Origin of the sequence: Streptomyces pathocidini (assembly GCF_001418495.1) — a bacterium.
In the GTDB taxonomy this organism is placed as follows: domain Bacteria; phylum Actinomycetota; class Actinomycetes; order Streptomycetales; family Streptomycetaceae; genus Streptomyces; species Streptomyces pathocidini.
The window spans coordinates 1-3,821 of the sequence record NZ_LIQY01000685.1; the positions used below are offsets into that span (position 1 = coordinate 1).

4 protein-coding genes are annotated in these 3,821 nt (G+C 72.2%); 2 read left to right on the plus strand and 2 right to left on the minus strand.

Going from position 1 to position 3,821, the window contains the following annotated elements; translation table 11 throughout:
• Positions 1–248: hypothetical protein (locus tag AOK16_RS26880; protein ID WP_107098444.1), on the minus strand; the 248-nt coding region annotated here is incomplete at its 3' end.
• Between the two features lie 161 nt (positions 249–409).
• On the opposite strand from AOK16_RS26880, the gene AOK16_RS24455 reads away from it, so the two are divergent.
• Both AOK16_RS24455 and AOK16_RS24460 read left to right on the plus strand, forming a co-directional pair.
• Positions 410–1,600 (plus strand): pyridoxal phosphate-dependent aminotransferase, encoded by a 1,191-nt coding sequence (locus AOK16_RS24455; RefSeq protein WP_055474275.1) that lies wholly within the window; start codon positions 410–412, stop codon positions 1,598–1,600.
• A 300-nt stretch (positions 1,601–1,900) separates the two neighbouring features.
• Positions 1,901–3,133, plus strand: a complete 1,233-nt coding sequence (locus AOK16_RS24460; protein ID WP_107098443.1) for a glycosyltransferase family 39 protein — start codon at positions 1,901–1,903, stop codon at positions 3,131–3,133.
• A 28-nt stretch (positions 3,134–3,161) separates the two neighbouring features.
• Here AOK16_RS24460 and AOK16_RS24465 read toward each other — a convergent pair whose 3' ends face one another.
• Complete coding sequence (locus AOK16_RS24465) at positions 3,162–3,746, minus strand: type III secretion system chaperone family protein (protein WP_055474276.1); 585 nt, start codon at positions 3,744–3,746, stop codon at positions 3,162–3,164.
• Between the last annotated feature and the right edge of the window lie 75 nt (positions 3,747–3,821).

Below are 3,821 nucleotides of genomic sequence, written 5' to 3' on the forward strand. Positions count from 1 at the left end.
CCTCCTCCCCCGCAGGAGGAGCCGCCGCAGGATGAACCTCCGCCGCAGGAGGAGCCGCCGGACGAGTCGCCGGATGAGTCGCCGCCCCAGACCCACCAACTGCCGCCGCCCGAGGCGGCGCCGGACCCGTAGCGGCTACGGCGCCGCCGTTTGCTTCCCCTGCGGCCCCCGCGGCCCCCGCCACTCGCCATGCCCGCGATCCCGACCACCACGATGATCAGGAACGCCACGAAGAAGATCTCAGGCATCTGTCCCCACTCTCCTCTCGTCCCCCGAGCGTCCGCAGAACGTCCGCAGGGCGTGCCCCCTGGCGAGGCCCCCGTTCGCCGTCCTTCCGGCGTGAGGAGGTGATGCCCCCGCCTCTTCCCGGCCAAAGCGGAGTTGAGCAAGTCCAGAGGTTCCCCGCAGGATGGGGCGCATGGGACGACCTCTCCTCAACCGCCGCCTCGCCGAGTTCGGAACGACGATCTTCGCCGAGATGTCCGCGCTCGCCGCCAGCACCGGGTCGATCAACCTGGGCCAGGGCTTCCCCGACACCGACGGCCCGGCGGAGGTCCGCGAGGCCGCGGTACGCGCCCTGCGCGAAGGCCGCGGCAACCAGTACCCACCGGGCCTCGGCATCCCCGAACTCCGCACCGCGATCGCGGAGCACCAACTACGCCGGTACGGGCTGGAGTTCGACCCGGACCGCGAGGTGCTGGCCACGGCGGGCGCGACCGAGGCCATCGCCGCCTCGCTGCTGGCGCTGCTGGAACCGGGCGACGAGGTCATCGCCCTGGAGCCGTACTACGACTCGTACGCCGCGTGCATCGCGATGGCGGGCGGGCGGCGCGTGCCGGTCACCCTGCGCCCCGACCGCGCGACCGCGTCCTACCGGCTGGATCTGGACGAACTGCGGGCCGCCGTCACCGACCGCACCCGCCTCATCCTCCTCAACACCCCCCACAACCCGACCGGCACGGTCCTCACTCGCGCCGAGCTGGCGGCGATCGCGGAACTGGCCTGCGAGCGCGACCTGCTGGTGGTGACGGACGAGGTGTACGAGCACCTGGTCTACGACGGCGCCGAGCACCTCCCCCTCGCGACCTTCCCCGGCATGCGCGACCGCACGGTCACGATCGGCAGCGCGGGCAAGACCTTCTCCTTCACGGGCTGGAAGGTCGGCTGGGTTACCGGAACCGCGGAACTGGTGACCGCCGTCCGTTCCGCGAAGCAGTTCCTGACGTATGTCGCCTCCGGGCCCTTCCAGTACGCCGTCGCGGAGGCCCTGCGCCTGCCCGACGCCTACTTCACGGCCTTCCGCGACGACCTGCGCGACAAGCGGGACCTGCTCAGCGCGGGCCTCGCCGACGCTGGCTTCACGGTCTTCCGGCCGACCGGCACCTACTTCGTCACCGCCGACATCCGCCCCCTCGGCGAAAGCGACGGCCTCTCCTTCTGCCGCGCCCTGCCGGAGCGGGCCGGGGTCGTCGCTATCCCCAACGCCGTCTTCTACGACCACAGAGAGGCTGGCGCACCATACGTCCGGTTCGCGTTCTGCAAACGCATCGAGGTACTGGCGGACGCGGCGGAACGGCTCCGCAAGGCATTCGCGCACTGACCGCTGCCCATGGGTCGGTCGTCCTCGGCACGGTCGTCCTCAGACTCCGGTCGGCCCGCCACCAGCACCGCAAGACCCCATCGCAGCCCGCGCCCCGGTTCGCTCTGCCTTCTGCACGGGCGAAGCGCTGCAGGCTATTCGGTGTCCTTCGGGTGTCGCGGGGAGGCTGGTGCAGCTGGGCGGCGGGCCGTGGGCCGAGTGGGTGCATTCGGGGTGGGCTCGGGCGTCAACGGGTGCTGACGCCCCCGGCGCCGCGCAAGGTCGGAAAGCATCCAGGCTCCCGCCGACCGGAGGTGCCCCGTGTCAGCCGACACCCATGTGCCCGTACGCGCCGAGGGCCCGAGGTCGGCCGTCCCGCTGCGGCAGCTGTGGGGTACGCGGGTGCGGGGCGCGCTGCGGCGGGCGGCGCCGGCGCTCGGGCTGTACGCCGCGCTCCGGCTGGGCGGGCTGCTCGCGCTGGCGCTGTGGTCCTGGCACGCGGGGCGCGAGCCGCACCGGCTGCTCGGCCGGTCCTGGGACTCGGCCTGGTACCTGCGGCTGGCCGCGCACGGCTACGGCCATGTCGTCCATGGCGCCGACCCCGCCTACGTCTACAGCGACGCGGCCTTCTTCCCGCTCTACCCGGCCCTGATCCGGGCCGTCCGCACCCTCACCCCGCTCGACTACACCGACTCCGCTCTGCTGGTCTCCTGGGCGGCCGCGGGCCTGGCGGCCTGGGGGATCTACGCGGTGGGCGAGCGGCTGCACGGCCGCCGCGCCGCGACCCTGCTGGTCGTGGTCTGGGGCGCGCTGCCGCACGCGATCGTGCAGTCCATGGCGTACACCGAGTCGCTGCTGACCGCGTTCGCCGCCTGGGCGCTGTACGGGGTGCTGACCGGCCGGTGGATCTGGGCCGGTTCGCTGGCCGTGCTCGCCGGGCTCTCCCGGCCCAACGGCGTCGCGGTCGCGGCGGCGGTGGTGCTCGGCGCGGCCTGGCAGATCTGCCAGCTGTGGCGGCACCGCGCGCCCGACAGCCTGTCGCTGCGGGCCCGCCAGGACTGGCGGCTGTGGGCGGGCGCCGCGCTCGCCCCGCTCGGCTGGGCCGGCTACGTCGGGGGGGTGGGCCTGCGCCGGGGCGCCCCGCTGACCGGCTACTTCGAGGTGCAGCGGCGCTGGGGCTCGAAGTTCGACTTCGGCGAGGACGCCTGGGAGTCGGTGCGCGCCATGGTCCTCGGCAAGGAGCACCTCACGTACGCGATGTCGACCGCGGTCGTCCTGCTCGCGGTGGTGTTGCTGGCGCTGCTGGCGCTGGACCGGCCGCCGCTCGCGCTGCTCGCGTACAGCGCGCTGCTGCTGGTCATCGCGGCCGGCGGGTCCCGCTACTTCGGCTGCAAGCCGAGGTTCCTGCTGCCCGCCTTCCCGCTGCTGCTGCCGGTGGCGGCGGGCATGGCGAGAGCCCGGCAGCGCACCGCCGTGGCGATGGTCGGTGCGCTGGCCGGGCTCTCCTGGGCCTACGGGACGTATCTGCTGGCGATCTCGGTATCGGCGCCGTAACCCGCCGGCAGGGGAACGGGCGAGGGGGTCAGTCCTCGCCGTCGTTCTTGTCGTCGCCCTGGTCGTCGTTCTTCTCGTCGTTCTTGTCGGCGTTCTTGTCGTCGCCGCCCGCGGAGTCGATCTCCTTCTCCAGGCCGAGCTGCTCGACGACCCACCGGTCGAACTCGATGGAGGCCCGCACCCAGCTGACCGTGGAGGACACGAAGTGCTCCAGGCTGACGCCGGTGCCGATCAGCATCTGCGCCTCGCCGATCAGGCGGACGGTGCCGTCGTCGTTGGTGTGGCTGTAGACCTTCGGCCACAGCGTGCGGCGGTTCCAGTCGTCGATCGACTCCAGCAGCTGCGGCTTGGACTCGATGGCGTGCGCCCGGTCGTAGAAGGTGCGGACCGAGAAGACCTGCTGCTCCTCCTCACCGCGGAACATGAAGTACGTGCGGAACTGCTCCCACGGGGCGGCGAGGTCGCCTTCCTCGTCGACGACGTACTTCAGCTCCATCTGGTCGAGGAGCTGCTTGACCAGATCCTGATCTGGGATGACGGGACCCGTGGGCCCCGACGGCTCTGGTTCGGGCTGGCCCCCGAAGTTCGGAATCGAGGACGGGTCGATGCTCACCGTGGATTTCCCTTCGTACGCTTTCCTGCCATCCTCCCTCACATCCGCCCCGTCCCCGCAACCCCGGTCTACTCC

What these genes read in the sequence shown, in the direction of transcription:
- AOK16_RS24455 (WP_055474275.1), top strand. Translation starts at nt 410, where the DNA reads ATGGGGCGCATGGGACGACCTCTCCTCAACCGCCGCCTCGCCGAGTTC.